Source organism: Pseudomonas sp. SORGH_AS_0199, assembly GCF_031453735.1.
Taxonomy (GTDB): Bacteria; Pseudomonadota; Gammaproteobacteria; order Pseudomonadales; family Pseudomonadaceae; genus Chryseomonas; species Chryseomonas aestiva.
Window position 1 is genome coordinate 3,750,395 of the sequence record NZ_JAVJAE010000001.1, and the last position, 24,716, is coordinate 3,775,110.

Annotated in this window: 23 protein-coding genes and 1 pseudogene; 6 read left to right on the forward strand and 18 right to left on the reverse strand. The window is 68.0% G+C overall.

Translation table 11 applies throughout. The features are described 5' to 3' along the window. Window positions 1–6: 6 nt before the first annotated feature. Together QE444_RS17555 and QE444_RS17560 are read right to left on the reverse strand one after the other, a co-directional pair. A complete protein-coding gene (locus tag QE444_RS17555) occupies window positions 7–402 on the reverse strand; it encodes a VOC family protein (protein ID WP_208691755.1) in 396 nt (131 codons plus the stop codon). After that, entirely contained in the window at window positions 399–1,349 is a 951-nt protein-coding gene (locus QE444_RS17560; protein ID WP_309740347.1) for a ketopantoate reductase family protein, read from the reverse strand. The genes QE444_RS17555 and QE444_RS17560 overlap by 4 nt, the downstream gene beginning before the upstream one ends. A 91-nt stretch (window positions 1,350–1,440) precedes the next feature. Here QE444_RS17560 and QE444_RS17565 point away from each other — a divergent pair, with 91 nt between their 5' ends. After that, window positions 1,441–2,349, forward strand: a complete 909-nt coding sequence (locus tag QE444_RS17565) for a LysR family transcriptional regulator (RefSeq protein ID WP_133861173.1) — start codon at window positions 1,441–1,443, stop codon at window positions 2,347–2,349. Window positions 2,350–2,415: 66 nt separating this feature from the next. Here the strand turns inward: QE444_RS17565 and QE444_RS17570 are convergent, their stop codons facing one another. From QE444_RS17570 to QE444_RS17585, 4 genes are all read right to left on the reverse strand, one after another. Continuing rightward, window positions 2,416–2,862, reverse strand: coding sequence for an Hsp20 family protein (locus QE444_RS17570; RefSeq protein ID WP_309740349.1), 447 nt, complete (start codon window positions 2,860–2,862; stop codon window positions 2,416–2,418). A 130-nt stretch (window positions 2,863–2,992) separates the two neighbouring features. Next, the gene (locus QE444_RS17575) at window positions 2,993–3,151 is read right to left on the reverse strand and encodes a hypothetical protein (RefSeq protein ID WP_007160293.1); all 159 of its coding nucleotides are present in this window, start codon (window positions 3,149–3,151) and stop codon (window positions 2,993–2,995) included. Beyond that, entirely contained in the window at window positions 3,148–3,732 is a 585-nt protein-coding gene (locus QE444_RS17580; protein WP_309740353.1) for an alpha-ketoglutarate-dependent dioxygenase AlkB, read from the reverse strand. The genes QE444_RS17575 and QE444_RS17580 overlap by 4 nt, the downstream gene beginning before the upstream one ends. Before the next feature lie 2 nt (window positions 3,733–3,734). Then, a complete protein-coding gene (locus tag QE444_RS17585) occupies window positions 3,735–4,001 on the reverse strand; it encodes a hypothetical protein (RefSeq protein WP_133861176.1) in 267 nt (88 codons plus the stop codon). Between the two features lie 105 nt (window positions 4,002–4,106). On the opposite strand from QE444_RS17585, the gene rapA reads away from it, so the two are divergent. Beyond that, window positions 4,107–6,941, forward strand: a complete 2,835-nt coding sequence (rapA, locus tag QE444_RS17590) for an RNA polymerase-associated protein RapA (protein WP_309740355.1) — start codon at window positions 4,107–4,109, stop codon at window positions 6,939–6,941. 658 nt (window positions 6,942–7,599) lie between these two features. Here the strand turns inward: rapA and dhbA are convergent. From dhbA to QE444_RS17610, 4 genes are read right to left on the reverse strand one after another with little or no spacing between them, the layout of a single operon-like run. Then, window positions 7,600–8,355: a 2,3-dihydro-2,3-dihydroxybenzoate dehydrogenase gene (gene dhbA, locus QE444_RS17595; protein ID WP_405046442.1), complete on the reverse strand. Its 756-nt coding sequence runs from the start codon at window positions 8,353–8,355 to the stop codon at window positions 7,600–7,602. An 11-nt stretch (window positions 8,356–8,366) separates the two neighbouring features. Beyond that, window positions 8,367–9,227, reverse strand: coding sequence for an isochorismatase family protein (locus QE444_RS17600; RefSeq protein ID WP_187979744.1), 861 nt, complete (start codon window positions 9,225–9,227; stop codon window positions 8,367–8,369). An 8-nt stretch (window positions 9,228–9,235) separates the two neighbouring features. Next, complete coding sequence (locus QE444_RS17605) at window positions 9,236–10,861, reverse strand: (2,3-dihydroxybenzoyl)adenylate synthase (RefSeq protein WP_309740358.1); 1,626 nt, start codon at window positions 10,859–10,861, stop codon at window positions 9,236–9,238. Beyond that, window positions 10,858–12,045 (reverse strand): isochorismate synthase MenF, encoded by a 1,188-nt coding sequence (locus tag QE444_RS17610; RefSeq protein WP_309740359.1) that lies wholly within the window; start codon window positions 12,043–12,045, stop codon window positions 10,858–10,860. Before QE444_RS17610 ends, QE444_RS17605 begins: the two co-directional genes overlap by 4 nt. 274 nt (window positions 12,046–12,319) lie before the next feature. Here QE444_RS17610 and fepB point away from each other — a divergent pair, with 274 nt between their 5' ends. Then, entirely contained in the window at window positions 12,320–13,288 is a 969-nt protein-coding gene (gene fepB, locus QE444_RS17615) for a Fe2+-enterobactin ABC transporter substrate-binding protein (protein WP_309740362.1), read from the forward strand. A gap of 173 nt (window positions 13,289–13,461) precedes the next feature. Here the strand turns inward: fepB and entS are convergent, their stop codons facing one another. Then, a complete protein-coding gene (gene entS, locus QE444_RS17620) occupies window positions 13,462–14,691 on the reverse strand; it encodes an enterobactin transporter EntS (protein WP_280306302.1) in 1,230 nt (409 codons plus the stop codon). A gap of 126 nt (window positions 14,692–14,817) precedes the next feature. Here entS and fepD point away from each other — a divergent pair, with 126 nt between their 5' ends. The 3 genes from fepD to QE444_RS17635 are packed head-to-tail and all read left to right on the forward strand — an operon-like array spanning window position 14,818 to window position 17,602. Then, window positions 14,818–15,813 carry a Fe(3+)-siderophore ABC transporter permease gene (fepD, locus tag QE444_RS17625; RefSeq protein ID WP_208691766.1) on the forward strand — a complete coding sequence of 332 codons (996 nt, stop codon included), beginning with the start codon at window positions 14,818–14,820 and terminating at the stop codon, window positions 15,811–15,813. Further along, a complete protein-coding gene (gene fepG / locus QE444_RS17630) occupies window positions 15,810–16,808 on the forward strand; it encodes an iron-enterobactin ABC transporter permease (RefSeq protein WP_280306299.1) in 999 nt (332 codons plus the stop codon). Before fepD ends, fepG begins: the two co-directional genes overlap by 4 nt. Beyond that, complete coding sequence (locus QE444_RS17635; protein WP_273805905.1) at window positions 16,805–17,602, forward strand: ATP-binding cassette domain-containing protein; 798 nt, start codon at window positions 16,805–16,807, stop codon at window positions 17,600–17,602. The genes fepG and QE444_RS17635 overlap by 4 nt, the downstream gene beginning before the upstream one ends. Here the strand turns inward: QE444_RS17635 and QE444_RS17640 are convergent. The 7 genes and pseudogenes from QE444_RS17640 to QE444_RS17670 form a co-directional block, all read right to left on the reverse strand. Next, window positions 17,599–18,730 (reverse strand): annotated as a pseudogene (locus QE444_RS17640) (M20 family metallopeptidase). The gene QE444_RS17635 and the pseudogene QE444_RS17640 sit on opposite strands and share 4 nt — an antisense overlap. 28 nt (window positions 18,731–18,758) lie before the next feature. Then, the gene (locus QE444_RS17645; protein ID WP_309740367.1) at window positions 18,759–19,514 is read right to left on the reverse strand and encodes a glutamine amidotransferase; all 756 of its coding nucleotides are present in this window, start codon (window positions 19,512–19,514) and stop codon (window positions 18,759–18,761) included. Between the two features lie 21 nt (window positions 19,515–19,535). Continuing rightward, entirely contained in the window at window positions 19,536–20,621 is a 1,086-nt protein-coding gene (locus tag QE444_RS17650; RefSeq protein WP_309740369.1) for a phosphotriesterase-related protein, read from the reverse strand. Beyond that, window positions 20,618–21,637: an ABC transporter permease gene (locus QE444_RS17655; RefSeq protein ID WP_027601836.1), complete on the reverse strand. Its 1,020-nt coding sequence runs from the start codon at window positions 21,635–21,637 to the stop codon at window positions 20,618–20,620. The genes QE444_RS17650 and QE444_RS17655 overlap by 4 nt, the downstream gene beginning before the upstream one ends. Before the next feature lie 13 nt (window positions 21,638–21,650). After that, window positions 21,651–22,427: an ATP-binding cassette domain-containing protein gene (locus tag QE444_RS17660; protein WP_309740371.1), complete on the reverse strand. Its 777-nt coding sequence runs from the start codon at window positions 22,425–22,427 to the stop codon at window positions 21,651–21,653. 12 nt (window positions 22,428–22,439) lie between these two features. Continuing rightward, window positions 22,440–23,381, reverse strand: a complete 942-nt coding sequence (locus tag QE444_RS17665) for a substrate-binding domain-containing protein (RefSeq protein WP_309740373.1) — start codon at window positions 23,379–23,381, stop codon at window positions 22,440–22,442. Window positions 23,382–23,624: 243 nt separating this feature from the next. Continuing rightward, window positions 23,625–24,641, reverse strand: coding sequence for a LacI family DNA-binding transcriptional regulator (locus QE444_RS17670; protein WP_309740375.1), 1,017 nt, complete (start codon window positions 24,639–24,641; stop codon window positions 23,625–23,627). Window positions 24,642–24,716 lie beyond the last annotated feature (75 nt).

A 24,716-nucleotide genomic window follows, 5' to 3' on the forward strand; every position in this document is an offset into this window, starting at 1 on the left:
TCGCTGTCACTCGGCTTGACGGGCGTTGACGGCCAGGGCGTCGTGCACGGCGCGGGCCGGCACGGCCTGGATGAATTCCAGCGCCAGGCCATCGGGCAGGCGCAGCCAGTTGTGGCCCTGGGGCAGTTGCTCCACCCCCTCGAAGCGCCGGGCCGCGGCCAGGGCGGCATCGAGGTCCTCGCACATAAGCCCCAGATGACCCAGGCGCCCCTCGGGGCCTTCGAAGTCAGGCTTGCTCATGAATTGCATCCCGCCCAGCGTCCAGTACTGACTGGGCTGTTCGACCGTACCCTGCACCTCGCGCAGGGTCATGCCGAACACCTCGTGGAAGAAGCGGATATGCCAGTGGATGTCCTTCACCCAGATGGCCACGTGTTCCAGATAGGCCTTGGGAATGCTCATGGTTTGGCGTCCTCTTGTTGTCGGTCGGCCAGGGCGCGCTCGATACCCTTGATGCAGGCGACCAGGGTGGCGTTGACCGGCGTGGGCACGCGGTACTGCTGGCCGAGCCGCACCACCGCGCCGTTGATGAAGTCGATTTCGGTGATGGAGCCCTTCTGCAGGCTCTGCAGCAGGGAGGTCTTGAAGGACGTCGGCAACCCTTCCCGTGCCAGCTCCCAGGCCGCCTGGGGCTCGCGCAGGCCCAGCTCGACCCCGGCGGCGCGGGCCACCGCGATGGCCTCGGCGACCGCCTGCAAGGCGGTGTCGCGCAGCTGCGGCTCGCTGTAGAGCTGGCCATAGGTGAGTTGGGTGATGCCGGTCAGGGCACCGGTGGCGACGTTGACCAGCAACTTGTCCCAGAGGGTGCCGCGGATGTTGCTGCTGACCGTGGTGGCCAGCCCGGCGTCCTCGAAGACGGCGGCAACGGCCTGGACGCGTGCCGAGAGCTGACCGTCGAGTTCGCCGATGAGCGTGCGCTTGCCCGCCACCCCGCTACGGATCCGCCCGGGGCCGAGCAGCACGCCGCCGACATAGGTCTTGCCGGCGATCACCCGCTCCTGGCCGACGATCTCGGCCAGCAGCTCTTCGTGACCGAGGCCGTTCTGCAACGACAGCACCAGGGTATGCGGACCGACCAGCGCCCGGGCATGGCTCATGGCCGCGCGGGTGGCGAAGGACTTGACCAGCACCACCACCAGATCCACTACCCCGACCGCCTCGGCGCTGACCGCCGCCCGCACCTGGACCCGGCGACGGCCATCGGCGGTCTCGATGTCCAGGCCGTCACGCGCCACCGCCTCGATATGGGCATTGGGGCGGTTGAGCAGCCAGGTCTCGTGTCCCGCCTCGCTCAACCAGGCGCCAAAGGTGCTGCCCAGGGCACCGGCCCCGAGGATGCAGATCTTCATGGATCGGGCTCCTTGTTTTCGCCCTACCCTAGGCCCGCGCCTGCTATTGAGCTATACAAAGAGCTCAATTCGCCCATCAGGAATTCTGATAATGCTACCCACGGATGGCCTGCCCGAGCCCAAGCTGCTGATGCTGTTCGAGGTGCTCTACCGCACCGGCAGCGTGACCCGGGCCGCCGAACAGCTGGGCCAGAGCCAGCCCACCATCAGCCTCTGGCTGGGCAAGTTGCGCCAGCAGCTGCGCGATCCGCTGTTCGTACGCACGCCTGGCGGCATGAAGCCCACGCCGCAAGCCGAGGCCCTGATCACCCCATGTCGCGAAGTGCTCGAATCCCTGCGCCGGCTGGTGGCCTGGGAAGTCGCCTTCGAGCCCGCCACTGCCCAGCGGCTGTTTCGCCTCTGCCTGAGCGATGCCAGTCACATCACCCTGCTGCCACGGATCCTGGCGCAGCTGCGCGAGGTGGCGCCCGGGGTGCGGCTGGAAGTCGCACGGATCGACGGCAACACCGAACAGGCGCTGGAAATCGGCGAAGCGGACCTGGCGGTCGGCTTCATTCCCTGGCTGGGCGGCAGCCTCTATCAGCAACTGCTGTTTCCCCAGGACTGGGTGTGTCTGGTCAGCGCCCGCCATCCGCGCCTCGGCGAGCAACTGACGGCCACGGCCTATGCCGAGGAGGGCCATGTGCTGGTCAGCGCCGGCACCGGGCAGAAGCTGCTGGAAGCGGGCCTGCTGCGCGCCGGGGTGCAGCGCCGCATCGTGCTGGAGCTACCCGGCTTTCTGGGCGTCGGCGCGGTGGTCGGCAACTCCGACCTCATCGTCACCCTGCCGCGGCACATCGGCACCACCCTGGCGCAGACTTACGGCCTCAGGGTCCACGAATGCCCGCTGCCAGTCGAGGGCTTCGCGGTCAGGCAGCACTGGCACGCGCGCTATCACCAGGATGCCGGCAATCGCTGGTTGCGCGGGGTGCTGCTGGAGCTCTTCAGCCACCATCGCTAGCGCAGTCGCCACAAACGAAAGAGCCCCAGCGCGGGGCTGGGGCTCTTGGGCAGGACGCCTGGACGATCAGTTGTCCAGGGCCGGGCGCTGGCCGGAGATGGCGATGCGCTTGGGCTTGGCTTCTTCCGGGATCACGCGCACCAGTTCGATGCTCAGCAGGCCATGCTTGAGATCGGCACCCTTCACCTCGATATGGTCGGCGAGGCGGAAGGACAGCTTGAAGGCGCGCTGGGCGATGCCCTGATGCAGAAAGGTCACGCTCGCGGCGCTGTTCTCGCGCCGGCCACCCTTGACGGTGAGCACGCCACGCTCGACTTCGATGTCCAGGTCATCTTCCTGGAGACCGGCGGCGGCGATCACGATGCGATACTGATCGTCACCGTGCTTCTCGACGTTGTAGGGCGGATAGGAGCTGCCAGCGTCGTTGCGCAGCGCGGATTCGAACAGGTCGTTGAACCGGTCGAAGCCGACGGAATGACGGAACAGCGGGGCCAGGGACAGTACATTGCTCATGGTGAATCTCCTGATAGGTTCAGCAAGTTTCGTTGTTGCCTGCGGGACCCGACTTCGGCATCCCGCACGAACCTAGATAGGAATTCTCCAAAAAATTTCAAGGGCGAAGCCCGACGAACGGTAGTGCCCGCTACTTCTTCTTCGGCTTGCGCTTTTTCTTCTTGGCCGCGGTCAGCGGCAGCGCCTGCTCGAAGGCCGAGCGCACCTCCTGCAGGCGGCGCTCCTTGAGGTCGTGGATGCGCTTGCCGCGCTCGGTGGTGAAGTCGATGAGATTGCTGTCGTCGCTCATGTCGCTATCCGGCGAAAGGTGAGATTCAGCCGCAACCCGCTGGCTTTGCGGGTCTTGGCGATCTGGTGCTGCCAATGATGCTGGGTCGCGCCGGCCATGACCAGCAGGCTGCCGTGACCCAGTTCCAGGGAATGGCCGATGCGGGTGGTGCCCTTGCGGCGAAAGTCGAAGCGCCGCGCGGCCCCGAGATTGAGCGAGGCGATCAGCGGATTGGCGCCGAGACTGGCCTCGTCGTCGCTGTGCCAGCCCATGGAGTCCTGGCCATCGCGATAGCGATTGAGCAGCACGCCGTTGAAGCCCCGGCCGCAGGCCGCCTCAACGGCTTCGCGAATCCGCTGCAGCAGGGGTGTCCAGGGCAAGGCGGCGTGGTCCAGGCCGGCGTAGCCGTAGACCACGCCCGGGTCGGCGTACCAGGCCACCTGCCGCGGCACCGGGTGCCAGCGCCCGTACACCCGCACCTGCGGCTGGTTCCAGGGCGTTTCGGCGTCGAGTTGCCGCAGCCAGGCGTCGGCGGTTTCCGCCGCCAGCCAGTGCGGCTGGAAGATCAGCTCGGCATCGTCCAGCTCCAGGCGCTCGACCATGGCTAGACCCGCAGATCCACCTGGGCGCCCACCTGCTCCGGCTCTTCCAGGGCCTGGGCACGCTCGGCGCCGAAGCCCTGGCGCAGGGCTTCGCGCTGCCGGCGACGACGACGCGCCTCGCGGTCCAGGGTGGCTTCGTCCTCCAGGGGTGCGTGGGCGGTCTCGGCCGCCGGCTGCACGGGCGCTATGGGGGCGCTGGCGGGCCGCACCGGGGCGGGATCCAGCTGATTTGGCGGGGTCACGCCGGGCGGCGGAATGGCAGGGATCATGACGGGGACCTCGAATTCGCGGACTGCGGCAAAGAGCGCGTTAGGCTTCTGACTCCGCTTTCGCTAAAATAGCCGGCTTTTTGATAGCTGGGGAGAAGCTTCCACATGGCGTCGCATCAACCGGGACAACGCTGGATCAGTGACAGTGAGGCCGAACTGGGCCTGGGAACCATCCTGGCCCTGGACGGCCGCCTGCTCACGGTGCTCTATCCAGCCACCGGTGAGACGCGCCAGTATGCCCAGCGCAACGCCCCGCTGACCCGGGTGCGCTTCGCCCCGGGCGACGAGGTGACTCACTTCGAGGGCTGGAAGCTCACCGTGCGCGAGGTCTCCGAAGCGGACGGCCTGCTGACCTACCACGGCTTTACCGCCGAGCGCGAGGCACGCAGCGTGCCCGAGGCCCAGCTGTCGAACTTCATCCAGTTCCGCCTGGCCAGCGACCGCCTGTTCGCCGGGCAGATCGATCCCCTGCCCTGGTTCGGCCTGCGCTATCACACCCACGAGCATCGCAACCGCCTGTTGCAGTCCAGCCTCTGGGGCCTCGGCGGCACCCGCGCCCAGCCGATCCCGCACCAGCTGCACATCGCCCGCAGCGTGGCCGACCGGGTCGCCCCGCGCGTCCTGCTGGCCGACGAGGTGGGCCTGGGCAAGACCATCGAAGCCGGCCTGGTGATCCATCGCCAGCTGCTCAGCGGTCGCGCCAGTCGGGTGCTGATCCTGGTTCCGGAAAATCTCCAGCACCAGTGGCTGGTGGAGATGCGCCGCCGCTTCAACCTGGAAGTGGCGCTGTTCGACGCCGAGCGCTTCATGGCCAGCGAAGACGGCAATCCCTTCGAAGACGCCCAGCTCGCCCTGGTCTCCCTGGACTGGCTGGTGCGCGACGAAAAGGCCCAGGACGCCGCCTTCGCCGCCGGCTGGGACCTGCTGGTGGTCGACGAAGCCCACCACCTGGTCTGGCACCCCGAGGGCGCCAGTCGCGAATACAGCCTGGTCGAGCAACTCGGCGAGGTCATCCCCGGCGTGCTGCTGCTCACCGCGACCCCCGAGCAACTGGGCCAGGACAGCCACTTCGCCCGTCTGCGCCTGCTCGATCCCAGCCGCTTCCATGACTTCGCCGCCTTCCAGCAGGAGTCCCAGCACTACCGCCCGGTGGCCGAAGCCGTGCAGGAACTGCTCGACGCCGGCGCCCTGAGTCCGGCCGCCCAGGACGCCATCGGCGGCTTCCTCGGCCAGGAAGGCGAGACCCTGCTGGCGGCGGCCGCAGCCGGCGACGCCGACGCCCGCGCGCGCCTGGTGCGCGAGCTGCTGGATCGCCACGGCACCGGCCGGGTGCTGTTCCGCAACACCCGCGCCGCGGTCAAGGGCTTCCCCGAGCGCGAGCTGCACGCCCACGCCCTGCCCTTCCCGGATACCTACCTGGACGAGGGCGTCATGCCCGGCCAGTCGCTGCAGCCGGAGACCGAATTCGCCCCGGAAGACGACAACGATCGCTGGTGGCGTCACGACGGCCGCGTCGAATGGCTGATCGACACCCTCAAGGCGCTCAAGCCGCACAAGGTGCTGGTCATCTGCGCGCGCATGGAAACCGCCCTGGATCTGGAAGACGCCCTGCGCCTCAAGTCCGGCATCCCCGCCACGACCTTCCACGAAGGCATGAGCATCCTCGAACGCGACCGCGCCGCCGCCTACTTCGCCGACGAAGAATTCGGCGCCCAGGTGCTGATCTGCTCCGAGATCGGCAGTGAAGGCCGCAACTTCCAGTTCGCCCATCACCTGGTGCTATTCGACCTGCCGGCCCACCCGGACCTGCTGGAGCAGCGCATCGGCCGTCTCGACCGGATCGGCCAGCGCCACACCATCCAGCTGCACGTGCCCTATCTGGAAGGCAGCCGCCAGGAACGCCAGTTCCAGTGGTACCACCAGGCGCTGAACGCCTTTCTGGCCACCTCGCCGACCGGCAGCGCCCTCCAGGCACGCTTCGCCAGCGAGCTCGACGAGCAGCTGGCCGGTGGCGACGAAGCCACCTGGCAGGCACTGCTGGAACAGGGCGCCCAGGCGCGCGCCGCGCTGGAGACGGAACTGCACAACGGTCGCGACCGCCTGCTGGAACTCAATTCCTCGGGCGCCGGCGCCGGCGAGCAACTGGTCGAAGACATCCTCGACCAGGACGACCAGTTCGCCCTGCCGATGTACATGGAAGAGCTGTTCAACGCCTTCGGCATCGACAGCGAGGACCACTCCGACAACGCCCTGATCCTCAAGCCCAGCGAGAAGATGCTCGACGCCGGCTTCCCCCTCGGCGACGACGAAGGCGTGACCATCACCTACGATCGCAACGTGGCCCTGGTCCGCGAAGACATGCAATTCCTGACCTGGGAGCACCCCATGGCCCAGGGTGGCATGGACCTGGTGATGTCCGGCTCCATGGGCAACACCGCCGTGGCGCTGATCAAGAACAAGGCGCTCAAACCGGGCACCGTGCTGCTGGAGCTGATCTACATCAGCGAGGCAGTGGCGCCGCGCGCCCTGCAACTGGGTCGCTACCTGCCGCCGCTGGCGATCCGCTGCCTGCTGGATGCCAACGGCAACGACCTGGCTGCCCGGGTGGCCTTCGAGACCCTCAACGATCAGCTGGAAAGCGTGCCGCGTACCAGCGCCAACAAGTTCGTCCAGGCCCAGCGTGACTCCCTGGCCAAGCTGATCGGTGGTGGCGAAGACAAGGCCCTGCCCCGCCACGAGGAACGCGTCGCCAAGGCCCGCCAGGCCTATGTGTCGGGTATGGACGAAGAAATCGCCCGCCTGGAAGCCCTGCGCGCGGTCAATTCCAGCGTCCGCCAGGACGAGATCGATCGCCTGCGCCAGCAGCGCGAAGAAGGCCTGACCTACCTGGACAAGGCCTCGCTGCGCCTGGAAGCCATTCGGGTGCTGGTGGCGGGCTAGGCCGGTCGCACTGTTGGGCTTCGCTAGCGCTCAACCCAACCTACGAGACTCGCGCTTGGGCGTGACTTTGTAGGTTGGGTTGAGACGGCTCCATCGTCGAAGCCCACGGACGGACGCGAACCCACTGCGCTGGCGCTCAACTCAACCTACGGAACTGCGGACGCCCGTAGCATGGAAAACGGCGCAGCCTTTTCCACTGGACTCCATAGCTGGGGGCGCCCTCACCCCAACCCTCTCCCGAGGGGAGAGGGGGTTATCCGAGCAGGCGTTCCGCCCCGGCAAACTCGTGATCGATCGCCGCGCCTGATCGAAGGCTGGGTTGAGACGGCTCAATCGTCGAAGCCCAACGGATGGACATGAACCCGCCGCGCTCGCGCTCAACCCAACCTACGGAACTGCTGACTCCGTAGCGTGGAAAACGGCGCAGCCTTTTCCACTGGACTCCGTAGCTGGGCGCGCCCTCACCCCAACCCTCTCCCGAGGGGAGAGGGGGTTATCCGAGCGAGCGCTCCGCTTCATCAGCTCCGGCAAGCTCGGGATCGCTCAGCGCGCCCGGCCGTAGGTTGGTTGAGACGGCTCCATCGTCGAAGCCCAACAAACGGAGTCGAACCCGTCGCCTTGGGCTTCGCTCGCGCTCAACCCAACCTGCGAAAATACCTCACGCCGCCAGCGTCGCGCCGCCGTCCACCACGATGTCCTGCATGGTGATATGGCTGGCCAGGTCCGATGCGAGGAACAGTACGGTATTGGCGATCTCGTCGGGCTGGGCGATCTTGCGCAGCGGGATGCCCAGCTTGAAGTCTTCCGGCAGGCCGTCCACCAGGCGCTGATAGCCCTCGGGCGAGCCGAGCATGCCGGCCAGCATGGGGGTCGCCGTGGAACCCGGCGAGACCACGTTGCAGCGCACGCCCGACCCGGCCAGTTCCAGGGCCACGCAGTGGCTCAGGGACACCAGCGCCGCCTTGGAGGTGCAGTAGCCGGCCATCTGCAGGCGCGGCACATGGGCGGCGTTGGAGGCGATGTTGACGATGGCGCCCTGGCCCTGGGCCTTGAACAGCGGCACCAGTTGGCGGAACAGGTAGAAGGGACCGGAGACGTTGACGTCCAAGAGCGCCTGCCAGTCATCCAGGCTCAGGCTGTCGCTGGTGCCCAGGCGCAGCACGCCGGCGCCGTTGACCAGCACGTCCAGACGGCGCTCTTCGGCCAGCAGCGCCTGGCAGACGTCCTCGACCTGGGCCGCATCGGCGACATCCAGCAGCTGGGTGCGGAACGGATAGCTGCTCTCGGCGAATTGGCGGTCGAGTCCGACCACCTCGGCGCCCGCCGCCTGGAAGCGGCGCGCCACCTGCAAGCCGATGCCCTGCCCTGCGCCGGTCACCCAGACGCGCTTGCCGGTGAAATCCAGTTGCGTCATCAGGACACTCCTCAGGCGCGCGCGCGCAGCAGATCCAGCCAGCCCTGCAGGGTCGGCTGGGCGGCCAGATCGGCGAAGGTCACGGGCAGGCCGCGCTTCTGCCACTCGCCCACCAGAGTCATGACCTGCACCGAATCCAGACCGAAATCGGTGAGGTTGTCGTCCAGCGCCGGCGCTTCGTCGTCAGCGTCCAGCAGCGGCTGGACCTGGGCACGCAGCCAGGCTTCGTCCAGGGTTACCGCGCCGCCGGTGACCTGGGCGGTGCTCAGGGTACTGCCGCAACGGGTCGCCACGTAGCGCAGCGCCATGCGGTGCTCTTCCTCGCTGAAGTCGGCCACGGCGTCGCCGATCAGGAAGGCCTGGATGTCCCGCATGAAGGCGTCGGTGCAGGTCGTCAGGCAACCGATATGGGCGTAGACGCCGCAGACGATCAGCTGGTCGCGCCGCCACTCGGTCATCAGGTCCTGCAGGTTGGAACGGTGGAAGGCGCTGTAACGCCACTTGGTCAGCACCACGTCACCGTCCTTGGGCGCCAGCGCGTCCACCACCTGCTGCAGCGCGGGATCGGCCTGGGTCAGGCCCGGACCCCACATGTCGTTGAGCAGGGCGCGATCGGCTGGCGGCTGGTCGGTGGGCTGAGCGGTGTAGACCACCGGCACGCCCCGGGCATCGGCCCAGGCGCGCAGCGCGGCGATGTTGGTCACCACCTGGTCGATCAGCGGGCTGCTGTCGCCATAGAACTCGACGAAATAGCGCTGCATGTCGTGGATCAGCAGCACGGCGCGGTCGGCCGCCGGTGTCCAGTCGACCTTGTTGGCGGGAAAGCCGTCGGGCTGAGGCAAGGGATAGGAAGCAAGACGGGGGATAGCCATGGGAAACCTTAGGAACGCTCGGTGGAAGGGGTCTGCAGCTGCTCGCGCAGGCGCCGCTTGTCGATCTTGCCGACGGCGGTGAGCGGCAACTGGTCAAGGAACTGGAAACGGTCGGGCAGCTTGTATTCGGCCACGCCCTGCTCGCGCAGGTAGCGACGCAGCGCCACCGGCTTGAGTGCCGGATCGCTCACCACCAGGCAGGCGCAGCTCTTCTCGCCCATCAACTCGTCGGCGATGGCGACCAGGGCCGCGTGGGTAATGCCGGGATGGCGCAGCAGCAGCCCCTCGATCTCGGCGGCGGCGATCTTCTCGCCGCCGCGGTTGATCTGGTCCTTCACCCGGCCGACCACCTTGAGATAGCCGGCGGCATCGCGCTGGACCACGTCGCCGGAAAAGTAGAAACCCTCGGCATCGAACACCTGGGCATTGTGCTCGGGGCTGCGGTAGTAACCGCGGAAGGTGTAGGGACCGCGGGTGGACAGCAGGCCCGGCTCGCCGTCGGGCACCGGATTGCCGTCCTCGTCGGTGATGCGCACCTCGTCGTCCGGACTCATGGGACGGCCCTGGGTGGTGAAGATGCGCTCGGGCTCGTCGTCCAGGCGGGTGTAGTTGACCAGGCCCTCGGCCATGCCGAACACCTGCTGCAGCTGGCAGCCCAGTTCCACGGGCACGCGGCGGGCCTGGGCCTCGGCGAAGCTGGCACCGCCCACCTGCACCACGCGGAGGCTGGCCAGCCGGGCGCGCTGCTCGGGGGCAGCCGCGGCCTGCAGCCAGAGCGCCACCGCCGGCGGTACCAGGGCCACCCAATCCACCTGATGGCGTTCGATCAGCGCCAAGCACCGCAGCGGCTCGGGATCGCGGGCCATGACCACGCAGCCACCGGCGATGAAGACGCCCAGGGCGCCGGGCGAGCTGAGGGTGTAATTGTGGCCCGCCGGCAGCGCGCAGAGAAAGCGCGTCGCCGGGGTCAGGCGGCAGATCTCGACGCTGCGTCTGAGGCTGTAGTAGTAGTCGTTGTGGGTGCGCGGAATCAGCTTGGGCGTGCCGGTGCTGCCACCGGAGAGCTGGAAGAAGGCCACCTCGCCACAGGCGGTAGGGGTCAGCTGAAAACCGTCCAGCGGGGTATCCAGACGCTGCTGCAGGCTGCGTGCGTCGTCGGCGCCATCCAGCAGCACCTCGCCGAGGCCCGGCGCCACGTCGCGCAATTCGGCGAGGAAGTTGTCGTCGCGGAACAGGTTGTGCTCGCGGGAGGCGATCAGCAGCCGGGGCTGGATCTGCTGCGCATAGGCGAGCAACTCCAGCTTCTGGTGGCTGAACAGGGCGTTGACCGGGGCGATGCCAGCCTTGAGCAGGGCGAAGAACACCACATAGAACTCGGCCACGTTGGGCAGCTGCACCAGGGCCGTGTCGTGGCGCCGCAGCCCGGCGGCCTGCAGGTGGGCGGCCAGCCGACTGGAGCGCTCGTCCAGCTCGGCATAGCTCAGCTGCCGCTCGCCGCAGAGGATCGCCGGCGCCTCGGGCAGGGTCGCGCGGCTGCGCGCCAGGATTTCGGTCATCGGCAGATCGGGCCAGTAACCCAGGGCGCGATAGCGCGCCGCCAGGTCGTCCGGCCAGGGGGTGAATTCCAGACTCACGTGGGGTTCTCCTCGTCGAGCAAACCACAGGCGGCACGCATGGTGCCCAGTTTGGCGGTGACCTCGGCCCACTCCGCCGCCGGATCCGAGGCTTCGACGATGCCGGCGCCGGCGAACAGCCGCAGCCAGTCGCCCTGCACCGTGCCGCAGCGGATGGTGACGACCCACTCGCCGTTGCCCTGGGCATCGCACCAGCCGACCATGCCGGTGAACAGGCCGCGGTCGAAGGGCTCGATACGCTGGATCAGCTGGCGCGCCGCCGCCGTGGGAAAGCCACAGACCGCCGGGGTCGGATGCAGGCGGCAGGCGAGCTGCAGCGCCGAGGTGCGACTGTCGGCCAGTTCGCCATCGATGGCGGTGGACAGGTGCCACATGGCGTTGGTGCTGAGCAGCGACGGCCCTTCGGGCACGTCCAGCCGGCTGCACAGTGGTGCCAGCTGCTGGCGGATGTCCTCGATCACCAGGCGGTGCTCATAGTGATCCTTGCTGGACTCCAGCAGATCGCGGGCGACACGCTGGTCTTCCTGCGGATCGGCGCGACGCTTGGCCGAACCCGCCAGCGGATTGGTGTGGACCCGGGCGCCCTGCTTGCGCACCAGCAACTCGGGGCTGACTCCGACCAGCTCGCCGCCCTCGGCGAGGGGGATGCGGAATTGATAGCCGGTGGGATTCTGCCGCGCCAGATTGGCGAGGATGGCGTCCACGTCGGCGGGTTCGGCCAGTTGGATCTCCTGGATCCTCGACAGCACCGCCTTGCTCAGCTCGCCGCGGCGGAAGGCCTCGATGGCCTCCTCCACCGCCAGGCAGAAACCATCCGCACTGGGCAGGTTGCGCACCTCGCGCACCTGCGCCGGGGCGACTGGCGCGCTGCTGACCGGCGCCGGGCGAGCCACCCAGGCATGCTCCCGGGGCACATAAAGGCATGAGGGCCGGGTGGTATCGAAGGGAATGGCGCCCATGATCACCGGCTCGGCGATGCCGGCCTGGCGGGCACGGGCGAAGGCCTCTTCCACGGCGTGGAGGAACAGGCTGTCCCGGTGCGCACCGCCGCTGGCCGGTGTCTCGACCCGGGCACAGACGCCCCGCCCCTGCAGGACGCGATCACCCGACTGGAACAGGAATACGGCCTGTTCCCGACGATCGGCGTCTACTTCTCCGACCCTCTCGGCCCTCTTGCTCGTCATTTCGATGAACCTCTACACGAATGATAATGCTTATCAATAAGCAGAAGCTAACTTACTGGATACCGGAAAGTCAATTCGTTAGGGACCGAACGATATTCCCGGCTATCCCGCAAATCCTTGAAATAAAAGACAAATACCCACCGGCCGGAAGGCGTCTGGCGATGAGCTCCTGCCCTTCCCCTGGCCGCATACCGGCGGCTTGACCGGAACGACTTGCTGCCAGGGAGCGCTTCTTTGAAAATGAGAGTGATTATCTTACAACCGGAAGGCGTTCATGTTCAGCTTGTCGTCAGTGTTTCGCATTCTCACCACCCTGATCCTCGCGACCCTGGCGCTGGGCGGTACCGCTCGGGCGGCGGACTGGCCCCGGCAGATCAGCACCGACGGCAGCCAGGTCACCCTGCCCGCCAAGCCGCAACGCATCGTCTCCACCAGCGTCACCCTCACCGGCTCCCTGCTCGCCATCGGCGCGCCGGTGGTGGCCAGCGGTGCCACCTCGCCCAACAACAGATTCGCCGATGACCAGGGCTTCCTGCGGCAGTGGGGCGCGGTCGCCAGGCAGCGTGACGTGAAACGGCTGTACATTGGCGAAGCCAATGCCGAAGCCGTGGCCGCCGAGGCACCGGACCTGATCCTGGTCAGCGCCGCCGGCAACGACTCGGCGCTGCGCCTGGTCGAGCAACTCAAGGCCATCGCCCCGGTGCTGGTGGTGGGTTACGACAATCGCAGCTGGCAACAGGTGGTGGAATTGCTCGGTCAGGCCACCGGCCGCGAGGACGCCGCCAGCCAGGTGGTCGCCGATTTCGACCGGCGCGTCGCCGAGCTCAAGGCGCGCCTGCAGCTGCCGCCGCAACCGGTATCGGCCTTCGTCTACAACCCGGCGACGCGCCAGGCCAATCTCTGGACCGCCGCCTCCTCCCAGGGCCAGTTGCTGGAAAGCCTGGGCTTCGAACTGGCGGCGCTGCCGACGGGGCTGGAGACCGGTCATAGCCAGGGGCAGCGCCACGATATCCTTCAGCTCGCCGGTGAAAACGTCGCCACCGGCCTCACGGGCCAGACCTTCCTGCTGTTCGCCGCGGACGCCAAGGAAGCCGAGGCAGTCCGCGGCAATCCGCTGCTGGCGCACCTGCCGGCGGTCAAGGACAACCGCGTGGAAGCCCTGGGCGCCGAGACCTTCCGTCTCGACCCCTATAGCGCCAACCTGCTGCTGGATCGCCTGGAACAGCGCTACGCCAAGCCTTGAATAGAGCAGTCGTGGCCAGGGCGGTCCGCCGATGCGGCCGCTCCTACAGGTACCGTCTAGCCTGTAGGAGCGGCCCATGGCCGCGATCTGTCTTGTCCATCGCTGATCGCCATGAGCCCCCAGTGGAAAACGCTGCGCGGTTTTCCACGCTACGCCAGACGCACCGGAGCGGATCAGGTGCCGAGGCTTTCAGCCCTACGCAGACCTCGGGCCAGCGTCCAGCAGAGGGCGGCCACCCCAGTGGCGACCAGGCCGAAGACGAACGCCGCCTGTGCCGGCAGCATCAGGCTGGCCAGGCCGCCGAACAGCGCCGCGCCAATGGCCTCGCCGCCGATGTTCTGCGCCGTCCATAGCGCATTGATACGCCCCAGCAGACGATCCGGCGTCAGGCGCTGGATCAGCGCGTACTGCACCAGGGCATTGAGCGCGCCCAGGTAGCCGAACAGCACCAGGCACAGCGCGGACAGCCAGAAACCGGGCAGCAGCGCGAACACCGCCACCGCCAGAAAGGTCGCCACCGCGGTCATCAGCAGGGTACGCCCCGGGCGTGGCGCCTGGTTCAGCCGGCCACTGGTGAGGGCGCCGATGGCCGCACCCAGGGGCGCGGCGGCATAGAGCCAGCCCAGGTGTGCGGTATCCAGCCCCCAACTCTCGCCCAGCGACGGATAGAGCACCCGCACCGCATTGGCCATGGTCACCAGGGCGCCGACCAGGGCAACCGCGCCCAGCAGGCGATTCTCGAACAGGAAGGCGATGCCGCCGCCCAGGGCCTCCCAGGGCGTCTCGCGCGGCTGCTCTGGCGGCGGCAACCGCGGCAGGCGCAGCAGCACCAGCAGGGTGATCAGGGTGCCGCAGGCGGTTAGGCCGTAGTTCCAGGCCACGCCGCTCTGGGCAATCAGCAGGGTGCCCAGCGGCGGGGCAACGATGGCCGCCACCCGCACGCTGAGCATGTTCAGGGCACCAGCCTGCACCATGGATTCGCGACCGACGAGGATCGGCGTGACCGCCAGCAGCGCGGTGACGCCGAGGGCGCCAAAGAAGCCGTCCCACAGCGCCAGCAGGTAGATGGCGTTCAGCGACGGCTCGGGCAGGCTGGCATTGACCGCCAGGCCGATGAAGCCCAGGCCGCAGATGGAGCGTGCCGCCAGGATCAGGCGGCGCCGCTCCAGGCGGTCGGCCAGTACCCCGCCGGTGAGCAGGCCGACGAACATGCCGATGCCGGCCATGCTCAGCGCCAGGCCCACCTTGAGCGGCGACTCGGTCAGGGCCTGGACCTGGATGGGGATCGCCACGGCCAGCAGGCCAAGGGACAGCACGGACACCAGGCGGGCGATGAACAGGGTGCGAAAGGCGGCGTGGGACCTGAGCAGGCCGAAGTCGAGCAGGAAGGACGTCTTGGACATGAATCACCGGAAAAACACAGGGGACGCTATCGAGCCGCCGGGGCAAGGCTGTTAGCATGTAATACAGACTATCATGTGTTAATACGCCTTGTTCTCATCCACTCCCCTTCCCGTCGGTCGCCGCGGATGACCGGGCGCCGCCTCTTCATCCTCGGCTGCGCCGCGTTCCTGCTGTTGCTGGTGATGGCTGCCAGCCTGGCGCTCGGCGCCACTGCCATCCCGCTGGCCGACGTCTGGCAGGCACTGGGCCAGGGCTGCAGCGCGCCGACCTGCCTGATCGTGCGCGAGGCGCGGCTGCCGCGGACCCTCGCCGGTCTGCTCGCCGGCGCGGCGCTGGGCGTGGCCGGCACCCTGATGCAGGCGCTGACGCGCAATCCCCTGGCCGACCCGGGCATCCTCGGCGTCAACGCCGGTGCCAGTTTCGCCGTGGTGCTGGGCATCGCCCTGTTCGGTGCCAGCGGTCCCGAGCAGTACCTGGGCTTCGCCTTTGGTGGCGCCCTGCTGGCCAGCCTGGTGGTACTGCTGGCCGGTATCGCCGGTGGCGGTGGCTTCAACCCGATGCGCCTGGTGCTGGTCGGGGTGGCCCTGGGCGCCATGCTCGAAGGTGTCAGCTCGGGCATCGCCCTGCTCGATCCCCAGGTCTACGATCAGCTGAGATTCTGGCAATTCGGCTCCCTGGACGTGCGGCAGCTCGACCTGCTGCGCAGCGCCAGCCTGCCGGTGCTGGGCGGCGTGGTCATCGCCCTGCTGCTGGCTCCGGCGCTCAATGCCCTGAGCCTGGGCAGCGATCTGGCCGTGGCCCTCGGCACCCGGGTCCGCCAGACCCAGTTGCTTGGCCTGCTGGCCATCACCCTGCTCTGCGGGGCCGCCGCAGCGGCGGTCGGACCCATCGCCTTCGTCGGCCTGATGGTGCCGCACCTGGGTCGCTGGGCCATCGGCGAAGACCATCGCTGGCTGCTGCCCTTCGTCCTGCTGTTCACTCCCAGTCTGCTGCTGACGGCCGATATCGTCGGCCGCCTGCTGGTGACCAACGAGCTGCGGGTCTCGGTGGTGACCGCTTTCCTCGGCGCGCCGCTGCTGATCTGGCTGGCGCGCCGTCAGCGCCAGGGAGGCCGGGCATGAACCGCCCCGGTCGCCTGCGCCTGCCCGGCGTGCTGTTCGCCCTGCTCGGCGGCGCGCTGTTGCTGGCGCTGTTCGCCCTGGGCAGCGGCAGCCTGGCCCTGAGCCCTTCCCAGGTGCTGGCCGCGCTGCTCGGCGAGGCGCCGCGCGGCATCGAACTGGTGGTCACCCAGTGGCGCCTGCCGCGGGTGGCCCTGGCGCTGCTGATCGGCGCCGCCCTGGGCCTCAGCGGCGCGCTGTTCCAATCGCTGCTGCGCAATCCCCTCGGCAGCCCGGACATCATGGGCTTCAACACCGGCGCCTACAGCGGGGTGCTGGTCGCCCTGGTGCTGTTCCAGGCCAGCATCCTCTGGAGTACCACCGCCGCCCTGATCGGCGGCCTGCTCAGCGCGGCGCTGGTCTATGCCCTCACCTGGCGGGGCAGCGGCGTGGATACCCTGAGACTCATCATCGTCGGCATCGGCGTGCGCGCCCTGCTGATGGCGCTCAACACCTGGCTGATCGTCCACGCCTCCCTGGAGGCCGCCTTCAGCGCCGGCCTGTGGAGCGCCGGTTCGCTCAACGGCCTGACCTGGGGCAAGGCCTGGCCGGCGGTGGTCTTCATCCTGCTGGCGGGTGCCGCCAGCCTGGCGCTGAGTCGCCGGCTGTTCCTGCTGGAAATGGGCGACGACACCGCCTGCGCCCTGGGCGTGCCGGTGGAGCGCACGCGGTTGTCGCTGCTGGGCCTGGGGGTGGTGCTCACCGCCGCCGGCACCGCGGTGGCCGGACCGATCTCCTTCATCGCCCTGGCCGCGCCGCAGATCGCCCGCCGCCTGACCGGCACCCAGCGCCTGGCGCTGCCCGCCGCCGCCCTCACCGGCGCGGTGCTGCTGCTGGGCGCGGATCTGCTCGCCCAGCGCCTGTTCCTGCCCTATGTCCTGCCGGTGGGCCTGGTCACGGTGAGCCTGGGTGGGCTCTACCTGATCGGCCTGCTCATCTGGGAGTCCCGCCGCTCATGAACGACGCCCCCGCTTCACGCCTGCACGCCGAGCGCCTGACCCTGGGCTACGGCCGCAAGCTGATCGCCGAAGACCTGTCGCTGACCATTCCCGACGGCGAGCTGACGGTCATCATCGGCCCCAACGGCTGCGGCAAGTCGACCCTGCTGCGCACCCTCAGTCGACTGCTGGCGCCCAGCCAGGGCCAGGTCTGGCTGGACGGCCAGGCGATCCAGAGCTATCGCACCAAGGAGGTGGCCCGCCGCCTGGGCCTGCTGCCGCAGAGCTCCCAGGCCCCGGGTGACATCTCGGTGCGCGACCTGGTGGCCCGCGGACGCTATCCGCACCAGACGCTGTTCGGTGGCGTGCGCGCCGACGATGAACGCGCGGTGACCCACGCCATGCAGGCCACTGGTGTCTTCGAACTGGCCGACCGGGCGGTGGACACCCTCTCCGGAGGCCAGCGCCAGCGGGTATGGATCGCCATGGCGCTGGCCCAGGAAACCCCGCTGCTGCTGCTCGACGAGCCCACCACCTGGCTAGACATCACTCACCAGATCGACCTGCTGGAATTGCTGGAAGACCTCAATCGCCAGCAGGGCCACACCCTGGTGATGGTGCTGCACGACCTCAACCACGCCTGTCGCTACGCCACCCACCTGGTGGCCATGCGCGACGGCAAGGTACTGGCCACCGGCCGCCCGCGCGAGGTGGTCACCCCGGCGCTGATCAAGGCGGTCTACGACCTGGACTGCCTGATCATCGACGACCCGGTGGCCGGCACCCCCATGGTGGTACCCCTGGCGCGGCGCTAGCGTCCGGCGAGCATCCAGTCCCGGAGCAACTGCCCGTAGAGCGCGGTGCCCTCCTCCAGTCGTTGTATCTCGCAGTATTCGTCCACCTTGTGCGCCATGCTCGGCTCGCCCGGCCCCAGGATCAGGGTGGGCGGGTCGTTCAGCGCGGGCAGCAGCACGGCGGCATCAGTGAAGTAAGGCACCACACTGGCGGGCAGCGCCTCGCCATGCAGGGCGGCGCAGCACTCGAAGACCTGCCGCACCCAGGCGTCGCTCCTATCAGCGCAGACGCCGGGCAGATCCACCAAGACTTCTAACTCCAGATCGCAGCCCAGATGCTCGGCCAGACGCCGCTGGATGTCGGCATGCTCCAGGTTCGGGGCGGTCCGCAGATCGAGGGTGAAGGCGGCGCGATCCGGCACCGAGTTGATGTTCAGCCCACCCGTGACGGTCCCCACGTTGAGCGTGGGTTGCCGCATGAGCGGATGCGGCGGGCCGACGGCGAAGGTACGCGCCCGGCCAATGGCCTCGGCCAGGCGGTAGATGGCGTTTTTCCCCCTCCTCGGGCATGGCACCGTGGGCCGTGCGGCCATGAGCGGTACAGCGGAGCCAGAAGGCGCCCTTGTGCCCCAGCACCGGCCGGTTGGCAGTGGGTTCGCCCACCAGCAGCGCGCCCAGCTCGCCAAGCAGGTGCGGCGCGTCCCGGCACAGCGCCCGGGCGCCGTCACAGCCGGTTTCCTCACCGCCGGTGAGCAGCAGCCGGACGCCAGGCCCCTGGGCGACGGCGTCGCGATTGCGCTGGCAGGCGACGATGAAGGCGGCGATTCCCGCCTTCATGTCGCTGGCGCCGCGGCCATAGAGGCGTCCTTCGGCCACCTCGCCGGCGAAGGGCCCGTGGCGCCAGGTGCCATTGCCCAAGGGCACCACGTCCAGGTGCCCGGTAAAGCCCAGCGGCTTGCCGGCCCCGCGCCCCGGCAGCCAGGCCACCAGGTTGCAACGTCGTTCGCCAAAATGTTGCAACTCGCAGTGGAAGCCCGCCTCGCGGAGCGTCGTGACCAGAAACTGCGCGCAGGCCTCTTCATCGCCCGGCGGATTGAGCGTTGGAAACCCCAGCAGCGCTCGGGTCAGGGCCAAGGGATCGTCGAGCATTGGTGATCTCCAGTCGGACTACGGGTGATCAGGCGCGCCGCGAGAGCCATTCCAGGCAGTTGAGCCAGAAGCGCCGATAGGCATCGCCGGCCAGGAAGTCGTCGGGCATCCAGTGCATCGACATGTCGCTGGTCCAGACCAGGGTACGCCCCTGTCCGACTTCCCGGGTCGCCAGCAGTGGATGACCGCTACCCGCGACGCTCGCCACGAGCTGGGCGTCCGGATGCAATTCCACCTCGTTGTAGCCCAGCAGATAGGACCAGTCCCGGGGCAGGCCACGCAGCAACTCATGCTCGCCGTGCACCTCTGGCGTGAAGCCCTCGGGCACCTCGATGCGGTCGTCATAGGGCAGGCAACGCACCGGCAGCACCTCTTCCACCGCCGTGCCGCGATAACGGGCACCCCCGTTGATGCCCTGGAAGCTGTAGTAGCCACCGACCATCATGAGGGCGCCACCCTGCAGCACGTACTCGCGCAGCGCCGTCAGGCGATTCGGTGTGCGGCGGCTGCGCAGCCAGGTGTCCGGATGCAGCAACAGGCTGTTGGCACCGATATCCGACAGGATGATCACTTGGTAGTCGCGCAGGGCGTCCAGCGTGGCGGGAAACTCGGTTTGCGCCTGGTCGGCGCACATCTGGGTGACGGCATAGTCGCTGTCGGCCAGTGCGGTCAGCAGGCGCTGAGCGCCATTGTGGGCGGTGACGGAGGCGAACTGGTCGAAGCCCTTGATATGGGTCGCGGTGCTTACCCAGGATTCGCCAGCGAGCAGAACGGACTGTTTCATAGGTTCTCCGGTTGCGGGACTTTAGGCCGATCGAATGCGCTGGAAGACGCGGCGCGGGTTGTCGATCAGCAGGGTTTCCAGTTGCGCCCCCGTGACGCCGTGGCGGCGCAGACGCGGGACGAAGTGCTTGAGCAGGTAGCCATAGCCGTGGCCGCCGTAGCGGGTGAGCATGGTCTTGAGAAAGACGTCCTGGGACAGCAGCAGGCGCTCGCCGTAGCCGGCCTCCAGCAGACCGACGAGGGCGCGGGCGTTGTCTTCGTCGGACGGCGACTGGGCGGCCTCGTCGGCGAAGTAGTAGCCCATGCCGATCATGTCGTATTCGAGGAAGGCGCCCCGCTCCGCGAGTCCGTGCTGGTAGTCGAGGTCGCGATGACTGGGATTCATGTGGCAGAGCACCACGTGGTGCAGGTCGGCGCCCTCGGCGGCGGCGATGTCCAGCACCCGATGGCCCAAACGTTCCCAGCCGGGCAGATGGACCGCCAGGGGCACCCCGGTGAGGCCGCTGGCCCGGGCGGCGGCGCGCAGGGACTTTTCCTCGCTGGCGGTAAAGGCGGCCGATACCCCGATCTCGCCGATCAGGCCGGCGATGACTTCCGGCTTTTCCGCCGCTCCGCCCACGTCGTGGACGATCTGGGCAGTGAGCTCCTCAACCGGGCGCTCCCTGACATAGGCCGGGTGCGAGGGCTCTAGGTAGAAACCGGCGCCCATGATGATGTTGAGACCCGTGAGCCGCGCGATGCGCTGCAGCGCCTGGGGATCGCGACCGATGCCGAGATTGGTGGGATCGACCACCGTCTCCCCGCCCAAGGCGCGATATTTCAGCAGCTCGGCGCAGGCCAGCTCCACGTCGAACAGCTGGCAGTTGTCGCGGCTGACCAGCGGATTCATATGCAGCTCGCCGAGCAGTTCGATGCTCACCGGCTGCTCGGCCAGGTGTCGCTCGCCGCAGCAACGGGGTGGCACCCATTTGCCGGAGGCGTCGAGCAGGATGTGCTCGTGCATCAGGGTCACGCCCAACCGGTCCACCGGCAGCGGGCCAAGCACCGTCATGGCATGGCCGCTGTCGACCCCGACCGGAAGCGGCTCAGGATGGCGAAACAGACTCATCCGCCTACCCTCCCCAGCGGGCGGCCGGTCTTGAGGATACGGGTGTTGAGCCAGATGGCCAGCAGCACGATGGCCCCCGTGGCGATCTGGGTATAGAAGGGCGACACATGGGCGAGGATAAGGCCGTTCTTGATCACCGCCATGGTCAGCACACCCAGCAGGGTGCCGAGGATGGTACCGAAGCCACCGAACAGACTGGTGCTGCCCAGCACCACCGCCGCGATGACCTCCAGTTCGAAGCCCTCCCCCTGGTTGGAGGAGCCACTGCCCAGTCGTGCCGTCACGATCATTCCGGCCAGCGCCGCCGCCATGCCGCTCAGGACGTAGACACGCAGCAGCACGCCGCGGGTATTCACCCCTGCCCGGCGGACGCTTTCGGCATTGGCGCCAATCCCCGTGAGATAGCGCCCGAAGCGCATCCTGCCCAGCAGCAGCATGCCGCCGAGCACCGCGAAGAGCGCGAGCCATACCGCCAGCGGCAGTCCCAGCACCCAGCCGCGACCGAGCGCGAGAAAGGCGCTGAGCTCACGGGGAACCGGAATGGAGTAGCCCTGGGTGATGAGCAGCGCCAGGCCGCGAATGATGGTCAGGGTCGCCAGGGTCACGATGAACGCCGGGATTCCCGCGTAGGCGATGAAGTAGCCGTTCAGCGCGCCGATCAGCGCCCCCACCAGCAGGCCGCCGGCCAGCACCACGGGCCAGGGCAGCTGCCAGGTGTTGAGGCCGAGGGCGGCCAGGGCGCCCACCAGGGCCAGGGTGGAACCGACCGACAGGTCGATGCCACCGGTGGTCACCACCAGGGTCATGGCGACGGCGACGATCAGCAGCGGCGCGTTCTGGCGAATGACGTTGAGCAGGTTGCCGCTGCTGAGGAAGTTGTCGGTCACCAGCGCGAACAGCAGGCAGCAGAGGGCGAAGAACAGCGCGATGCTGGCCACGCCGGGATAGTCGTGCAGCAGGCGGCGCAGCGGTGACTGCACCACCACGCGCTGTCGGGTCAGGTCGAGGGTATTCATGAAATCCTCCGATTCAGGCGCAGGCGGAACGGGCGGTGAACTTGTGGCCGACGATCAGCTCGACGATCTCGCCCAGACTGGTGTCGGCCACCCGGCGCTCGGCCAGGTTCTGGCCCTCGTACATCACCATGATGCGGTCGCAAACCAGGAAGAGATCCTGCAGCCGGTGGGTGATGAGGATGACGCTCACGCCCTGGCGGCTGATGGTGCGGATCAGCTCCAGCACGGCCTCGACCTCGGCCACCGCCAGGGCGGCGGTCGGCTCGTCCATGATCAGCACCCGGGGCTCGAAGGCCGCGGCACGGGCTATGGCCACGGCCTGGCGCTGGCCGCCGGAGAGGTGGCGCACCTGGGCGCGGGTATCGGGCAGACTGATGCCCAGCCCCTCGAGGATGCGGCGCGCATCGGCGTGCATCTTGCGCTCGTCCAGCAGCGGCAAGCCGAGCAGCCGGCGGCGGGGCTCCCGCCCCATGAAGAGGTTGCCGGCCACGTCCACGGTGTCGCACAGGGAGAGATCCTGATAGACCATCTGGATCCGACAGCGCTGGGCATCCGCCGGGCCCTGGAACACCTCTTCGCGGCCGTCGATGCGGATGCTGCCACTGGTGGGCAGCACCGCGCCGGAAAGAATCTTGGTCAGGGTCGATTTGCCGGCGCCGTTGTCGCCGACCAGCCCCAGGACCTCGCCAGGCTGCAGGGCGAGGTCGACGCCGCGCAGTGACTGAATGGAGCCATAGCTCTTGGTGATGCCGGTCATGCTGACCCGGGGAACCATCGTCGCAGTGTCCATGCTGGGTCTCCGCTACTTGAAGTCGGCGCGATAGGCATCCAGGTTTTCCCGGGTGACCAGGGTCACCGGGATATCCTGCTGCTTGGTGACCTGCTGGCCGGCGAGCAGCGCCAGCGCCGCCTCCACCGCCGCCTTGCCCATGCCGCGGGTGTTCTGCTGCACCACCACTGCCACGGAGCCGTCATCCAGGCCCTGGACGGCCTGGGGCGACAGATCCCAGCCAAAGATCCGGGTGCGCTCGCCGCTGCCCTGGGCGACGCTGGCCGCCACGGTGCCGATCAACGCCGGCTCGCCGGTGGCATAGACGATCTGCAGATCCGGATTGGCGGTGAGCAGATTTTCCGCGGCGCTCTGCGCGGTGTCCTGCACGTTGTTGCCATCTACGGTGCCCACGATCTTCGCCTTGGGCGCACTCTGTGCCAGCCCCTCGCGGAAGCCGTCCAGGCGCAGGTTCTGCACGTAGGAACCCAGGGCTCCCACCACCCCGACCTTGGCCTCGCCACCCAGCTCACGGATGATATAGCTGCCGGTGTACTCGCCCAGCTGGCGAGCCGCGGCGCGATTGTCGACGCCCACCTGCACCTGGTTGTCGCCATTGAGCACGGCATCGATGGCCACCACCGGGATACCGGCCTGGACGGCCGCCGAGACCGCCGGCTTGATGCCGTTGACGTCGATGGCACAGACCAGGATGGCATCCACCTTGTCCTGGATATAGGCCTCGATGGCGTCGTTCTGAGCGGAGGGGTTGTCGTTGGCATTGAACACCACCAGTTCCGCGCCCGCCGCCTTGGCGGCGGCCTGGGCACCCTGGGTGATCTGGGTGAAATAAAGCGCCTCCTGATTCACCTGGACCAGTGCCAGCCGCTTGGCCGGTGCCGCCTGGGCACTACCGGCCAGGCCCAGTCCGAACACCATCAGCATGGAAGCGAACGTCTTGCCGAATCGAAGCATCTCCATCCTCCTCTACCCTGCCGACGGATGTGGCAGCGGTTAGTAAACCGGTTTACTAAGTAGGCCAAAAAATAGAACCGGGAAGGTTCTGCTGGAAAGGAAACAGCACAAGGCGTGCCAGCAGCAACTGGAGGAACCTCTTTCACTGCCAATTCAAATGGTTACTCTAACCCCCAGCGCAGAGCCTTTGTCGGACAGCCACGGGGGGTGCTCCACGACTGGGCAGAATGGAAACGCCGGGTGCTACCTTGGGGCAGGCGCTGGGGCGACCGAACCGCGTTCTACCAGGGTCACGGCGACCCGTTGCTCCCCGACTACCGGCTGCCCGGCAAGCACCGTCAGCAGGGCTTCGATTCCCTGGCGACCCAGGTCCCGCGCCGATTGGCGCACGGTACTGAGTGGCGGCGTGAGCAATTCTGCGTAGGGCGCGTCGTCGAAACCCACTAGGGACAGGGCACCGGGAACCGCCAGGCCGCGTTCGCGCAGGGTATCGAGCACCCCCACCGCGATGAAGTCGCTGGCGGCGAAGATCGCCTGTGGCGGCTCCGGCAGATCCAGCAGGGTCGCGGCCGCCTTACGCCCGAAGTCGCGGCTGTATTCACCCAGCAGCAGATAATCGGGACGCAAGGGTATTCCGGCCGCGGCCAGGGCCAGCTCATAGCCCTCGCACCGCTCCCTCACGCTCATCACCGCTGCCGGTCCGGAGACATGGGCGATGCGCCGATGCCCCTGGCGGATCAGATGCTCAGTGGCCAGTCGGCCGCCGGCGACATTGTCGGCGAAGACCTTGGGCATCGAGGTACCCGGGACATCCTCGTCCAGCAACACGATCTCCCGGTAGGCGCCCAGTTGCGCCGCCAGCGTCCCGTCATCCGCGCGGTTGGTGATGAACAGCAGACCGTCGACGCGGCGCGATCCCTTCCAGTGGACGTACTGGATCTCCCGCGCCGGATCGTTGCGCGTCAGGCAGAGCACCAGGTTGTAGCCATGGGCGAAGGCAGTGGCCTCGGCGGCGTCGGCCAGCTCGGCGAAAAAGGGGTTGGCGATGTCCGGCAGGACCAGCCCGATGGTCTCGCTGCCGCCCTTGCTCAGGCGTTGGGCCAGGCTGTTGCGCCGAAAGCCCAGGGCCTCAATGGCCCCTTCGATACGCTGCGCCGTGGCGGGTGGCAGGCTCAGGCTGTGATTCAGGTAGCGCGAAACGGCAGACTTGGACAAGCCTGCCTGCCGGGCGACATCCTGAATGGTCACGCTTTTCGCCATGGGTCCACCTGCAACGAGAGAAGGAGCGGCCTGGCCGATCATCTCTCCTGCCCCGCCCAGGTTTCACACCTTGCC

Excerpts from the sequence above, each read along its gene's own strand:
- QE444_RS17555 (WP_208691755.1), bottom strand. The coding sequence starts at position 402 with ATGAGCATTCCCAAGGCCTATCTGGAACACGTGGCCATCTGGGTGAAG.
- QE444_RS17560 (WP_309740347.1), bottom strand. The coding sequence starts at position 1,349 with ATGAAGATCTGCATCCTCGGGGCCGGTGCCCTGGGCAGCACCTTTGGC.
- QE444_RS17565 (WP_133861173.1), top strand. The coding sequence starts at position 1,441 with ATGCTACCCACGGATGGCCTGCCCGAGCCCAAGCTGCTGATGCTGTTC.
- QE444_RS17570 (WP_309740349.1), bottom strand. The coding sequence starts at position 2,862 with ATGAGCAATGTACTGTCCCTGGCCCCGCTGTTCCGTCATTCCGTCGGC.
- QE444_RS17575 (WP_007160293.1), bottom strand. The coding sequence starts at position 3,151 with ATGAGCGACGACAGCAATCTCATCGACTTCACCACCGAGCGCGGCAAG.
- QE444_RS17580 (WP_309740353.1), bottom strand. The coding sequence starts at position 3,732 with ATGGTCGAGCGCCTGGAGCTGGACGATGCCGAGCTGATCTTCCAGCCG.
- QE444_RS17585 (WP_133861176.1), bottom strand. The coding sequence starts at position 4,001 with ATGATCCCTGCCATTCCGCCGCCCGGCGTGACCCCGCCAAATCAGCTG.
- rapA (WP_309740355.1), top strand. The coding sequence starts at position 4,107 with ATGGCGTCGCATCAACCGGGACAACGCTGGATCAGTGACAGTGAGGCC.
- dhbA (WP_405046442.1), bottom strand. The coding sequence starts at position 8,355 with ATGACGCAACTGGATTTCACCGGCAAGCGCGTCTGGGTGACCGGCGCA.
- QE444_RS17600 (WP_187979744.1), bottom strand. The coding sequence starts at position 9,227 with ATGGCTATCCCCCGTCTTGCTTCCTATCCCTTGCCTCAGCCCGACGGC.
- QE444_RS17610 (WP_309740359.1), bottom strand. The coding sequence starts at position 12,045 with ATGACGAGCAAGAGGGCCGAGAGGGTCGGAGAAGTAGACGCCGATCGT.
- fepB (WP_309740362.1), top strand. The coding sequence starts at position 12,320 with ATGTTCAGCTTGTCGTCAGTGTTTCGCATTCTCACCACCCTGATCCTC.
- entS (WP_280306302.1), bottom strand. The coding sequence starts at position 14,691 with ATGTCCAAGACGTCCTTCCTGCTCGACTTCGGCCTGCTCAGGTCCCAC.
- fepD (WP_208691766.1), top strand. The coding sequence starts at position 14,818 with ATGACCGGGCGCCGCCTCTTCATCCTCGGCTGCGCCGCGTTCCTGCTG.
- fepG (WP_280306299.1), top strand. The coding sequence starts at position 15,810 with ATGAACCGCCCCGGTCGCCTGCGCCTGCCCGGCGTGCTGTTCGCCCTG.
- QE444_RS17635 (WP_273805905.1), top strand. The coding sequence starts at position 16,805 with ATGAACGACGCCCCCGCTTCACGCCTGCACGCCGAGCGCCTGACCCTG.
- QE444_RS17645 (WP_309740367.1), bottom strand. The coding sequence starts at position 19,514 with ATGAAACAGTCCGTTCTGCTCGCTGGCGAATCCTGGGTAAGCACCGCG.
- QE444_RS17650 (WP_309740369.1), bottom strand. The coding sequence starts at position 20,621 with ATGAGTCTGTTTCGCCATCCTGAGCCGCTTCCGGTCGGGGTCGACAGC.
- QE444_RS17655 (WP_027601836.1), bottom strand. The coding sequence starts at position 21,637 with ATGAATACCCTCGACCTGACCCGACAGCGCGTGGTGGTGCAGTCACCG.
- QE444_RS17660 (WP_309740371.1), bottom strand. The coding sequence starts at position 22,427 with ATGGACACTGCGACGATGGTTCCCCGGGTCAGCATGACCGGCATCACC.
- QE444_RS17665 (WP_309740373.1), bottom strand. The coding sequence starts at position 23,381 with ATGCTTCGATTCGGCAAGACGTTCGCTTCCATGCTGATGGTGTTCGGA.
- QE444_RS17670 (WP_309740375.1), bottom strand. The coding sequence starts at position 24,641 with ATGGCGAAAAGCGTGACCATTCAGGATGTCGCCCGGCAGGCAGGCTTG.